This is a genomic window from Gemmatimonadota bacterium, from assembly GCA_026706345.1.
Lineage (GTDB): Bacteria > JAAXHH01 > JAAXHH01 > JAAXHH01 > JAAXHH01 > JAAXHH01.
Window position 1 is genome coordinate 1 of record JAPOYX010000115.1, and the last position, 3,842, is coordinate 3,842.

Genomic DNA, 3,842 nt, shown 5'->3' on the forward strand with positions numbered 1-3,842 from the left:
ACGAATAGAGACTGGCAAACAAGGTAGGCTCCTGGTCTAGCGGAAAGACAATGGCTCCATAGGCAATATCGATATAATTGCCGACATAGATCAGATTCGCGCTAAAGACATACCCGTTGCTGAACATGAGCAGGCAGTCGATATGACGCTCAGCCATCGCCGTGCGGATTGCCTCATAGCGACGCTGGTACTCCGCCGCCGAAAACCTGGGCCAATGAGCCTGATTCTCGGCGCGAATCCGAGCGTACAAAGCTTCGGCATTTTCAATGCCAGGGGGCTGTAAAGTATGCGCCATCGTCCCGCTTTCGATTTTCGCTCTTTCTCGCTCCTGCCTCTCCCCTCTTTCCCAGCCCGCTTTTAATCAAAATGATAAATCCGGGCAGTATTCCCCCCGACGATTTTCGCCTTTTCCTCTTCGCTACAGTCCACCAGGATAGTCTCAAGCACCTGGCGTGAGTTGGGGAAGGTGCACTCCGGATGGGGGTAGTCCGAGCCCCACAGGATGTTATCCACCCCGATGAGAGCGCGGTCCCTGATGCCGAGGGCGTCTTCCTGGAAGCTGAGGAAGACGTTCCGCCGGAAATAATCGCTCGGCAGCATATCTTCCTTGAATTTCTGCCGGCCTCCGGTCGCCGGGCGTTGAATGAAATTATAGTCCATCCGTTCCAGGAAATGCGGCACCCAGGCCAACTCCTGCTCGACCGACCCGATTTGGAGTTTCGGATAGCGCTCGAACACCCCGGTAAAAATAATATGCGACAGCGACATGCGCACCCAGTAATCGACATTGGTCAGAAAGGCGGTGCTGACCGCTTCCAGATCGGCCAGGGGCGAGCCTGGAGCGGGCCGGTTGGTGGCAATATGCAGGCTCAGCGGGAGGCCCAAATCCTGGGCCGCGGCCCACAGCGGCTCGTACTCGGGAGAATCATAGCTATGCTCCTCCAGCGGGTAGACCGTGATCATTGCGCCGCACAGCCCCAGCTTGGCGCAGCGCTCCAACTCCCTGACACTCTCCGGGACATCGTCAACATTCAGCATGGCGACGCCCTTGATCCGCTGCGGGAAGGGCTGGCAGAACTCGGCCAGCCAGTCGTTATAGGCCCGGCACAAGACGGTCAGGAGCTCACCGTCCGGAATGCTGTACAGCAGCAGTCCCTGCGTCGGATAGAGCACGTCGGCATCGATGCCGTCCAGGTCCAGGTCTTTCAGATGTTCCTCGGGGAGATAGGCTCCGGGTCGGACGTTTTCCATGACGTCGCCAAACCGCATCGAGTCCCGCTCTTCGGGCACGAATCGCTTGCCGGCCTGTGAGCCGCCGGACCCTCCGCTGACCCCTTTCACCCCGTCGCAGACCCACCAATCGGTATTGTCTTCCTCACGGCGGACGACATGCGGAGCCCGATCTCTGAACCGGGCCTCGACCCGACTGGTCCATAAATCCGACGGCTCGAACACATGACTATCGGATGAAATAACTTTGTACTCAGCCATACTGCACCCTCCTAAAAATATTTAGATCACATTGAGTTCCTGCAGCGGCCGCCCCGCGACCACACGTTCAAACCCGAGCGGCGTGATGTCCAGCGTCCGGTATGCGCCATGCACAATCAACTCGGCAATCCCGCGCCCAACGCCAGGAGCCTGTTGGACCCCGTGGCCGGAGAAGCCGTTGGCAAAAAGGAAATTTTTCAGCACGGGATGCCGGCCCACAATGGCGTTCTGGTCGAACGTATTATAGGCGTAATGCCCGCTCCAGGCAGAGACGTGCTTGATCGCCTCAAAGACAGGAACGCGCTGCGCCAACGCCGGCCAGACGATCTCATCGAACAGTTGGTACTCAACCCGAAAATCTTCCGTTGGGGGGTCCCGGTCTGCTGGCGGGGACACCCCGCACACGAAGTATTGGCCTTCGGGCCGAAAATAGACGCCGGAGACATCCACGACCAGGGGACAGGCTTGCACTGCGGCGGCCTGTCGGCAATCGAACACGAACACGCACCGTTTCCGACTTTCGACCGGCAGCTCGATATCGGCCATACGGGCGATCTTCCCCGCGGCCGGACCGGCGGCGTTCACGAGTTCGCCACACGAAAAGACCCGCCCGTCGGCGAGTTGCACGGCCTCCAGACGTCGCTGCGAGCCTCGTAGGGCAACAACCTCGCCGGTCAGAAACTCAGCGCCCCGTGCGACGGCCGTACTGCGGAGCGCGTACAGCAGGCTGTGGGCGTCAAACCAGCCTTCCCCGGACAGTCCGAGGCAACCGGCGGCGAGGTCCGAGGTCGCGAGCCACGGGAAACGCGCCTGCAATTCGGCCGGACCCAGCAGACAGACATCCGCGCCCTGCCGGGTTTGGACCCGCGCGTTGCGTTCAAGAATGGCTTTCCCCTGCTCGCTCGCCAGCAACAAATAGCCCGCCTCCCGAAAGCTGACCTCGACGTCCGCCCCCAGGCGGTCTTTGGCCGTTCGCAGGAACTCCACCCCAAACTGAGACAGGTGAATGTTCACCGGGGTGGAGAACTGCTGTCGAATCGAGGCTAAGGAGCGGGTGGTTGAGCAATACTGATAGGAGGGGTCTTTTTCGATGACGAGCACGCGGCCCTGAAAGCCCTCGTCCGCGGTGAGAAAGTAGGCCACGGCGCTGCCAATAATGGCTCCACCAACAATGACGACATCGTACCCGGCATTCCGCTTGGCCATAAGAGTAAACGTGTCCCGCATCTCATAGCTGATGAAGGACACGTTTACTCTTTAGCTCGCTCCAGGTTTCAGGACGTTCGCGCCGCCGTCAGACCGCGTGGGTTAGGACAGAGGACAGGTTTCGGCTAGGTCGCTTCCATCTCGGCCTCGGCGGCAATTTTTTCCAAGATGGCAGCCATTTCGCTAGGGTCGGACACAAACGACGGAAAGTCAAGGATCAAGCGGCTCACGCCCAGGCGTTCCCAGCCCGGTAGGTCCTTGAGAACCCCCTCGGCCGTACCGGTGATAATTACCGCGGTAATCTCTATGGTCGAGAAGTCGCGGCCCGCCTCGTCACACATCTGTCTGAGCGTCTGCAAATCCTTGGCCAGGTCGCCTTCGGTGCTATACACGTCGTCGGGATGCTCGGAGACGACCTGCCAGCCGTCGGCCATGCTCACCACCCGGCGCAGGCCGGCTCGCCCGCGCCCGCCAATCGTAATCGGGGGGTACGGCTTCTGGAGCGGCTGAGGCCGACACTGGACATCCGTAAACCGGTGGTACTCGCCCTCAAAGCGCGGCTCCTCGGCCGTCCAGAGTTCTTTCCAGATCTGGATGTGCTCGTCCGTGCGCGTCCAGCGTTTGGCAAACGGAACCTCCAGGGCCTGGAACTCCTCTTCCAGCCAGCCGCTGCCCACACCGACAATCAGACGGCCGTTTGACAGCACGTCCAACGAGGCCAGCATCTTGCCCGTCACCACCGGATGGCGGTACGGGGCCACGATCACGGTAAACCCCAGCCGTACCCGGCGGGTGCAGGCCGCCACGAACGACAGCACGGTAAACGGCTCCAGATGGGCGCCCTTGGGATCGGCGATGTAACGCCCCGACTTGCTGTACGGGTACGGAGTATCGATCTTGGTCGGCATGATGACATGGTCGGGCACCCAGATCGACTCGAAGCCGCGGTCTTCGGCGAGCTGGGCCATGGCCAGCATATTCTCATGGGTCGCCATCGCACCAAATGCGGGCAGCATAAAACCGATTTTCATGAATTCTCCCTTACAATCCGCAATCTGCCCCTCTCCTATACCACTTCTCGTCGAGATGAAAACACTGTTCAGGCGGCCGCTTGCTTCCATCTAGGGGTCATGATCTGGTTGGGG

General features: G+C 60.2%; 4 protein-coding genes. All 4 read right to left on the reverse strand.

Annotation, left to right across the window (positions count from 1 at the left end; genetic code table 11):
• On the reverse strand, positions 1 to 295 hold a 295-nt coding region (locus OXG98_07905; GenBank protein ID MCY3771927.1), incomplete at its 3' end, for a hypothetical protein.
• 62 nt (positions 296 to 357) lie between these two features.
• Positions 358 to 1,491, reverse strand: a complete 1,134-nt coding sequence (locus tag OXG98_07910) for an amidohydrolase family protein (GenBank protein ID MCY3771928.1) — start codon at positions 1,489 to 1,491, stop codon at positions 358 to 360.
• A gap of 21 nt (positions 1,492 to 1,512) precedes the next feature.
• Positions 1,513 to 2,697 carry an FAD-binding oxidoreductase gene (locus OXG98_07915; protein MCY3771929.1) on the reverse strand — a complete coding sequence of 395 codons (1,185 nt, stop codon included), beginning with the start codon at positions 2,695 to 2,697 and terminating at the stop codon, positions 1,513 to 1,515.
• Between the two features lie 125 nt (positions 2,698 to 2,822).
• Positions 2,823 to 3,728 carry a TIGR03619 family F420-dependent LLM class oxidoreductase gene (locus OXG98_07920; GenBank protein ID MCY3771930.1) on the reverse strand — a complete coding sequence of 302 codons (906 nt, stop codon included), beginning with the start codon at positions 3,726 to 3,728 and terminating at the stop codon, positions 2,823 to 2,825.
• Positions 3,729 to 3,842 lie beyond the last annotated feature (114 nt).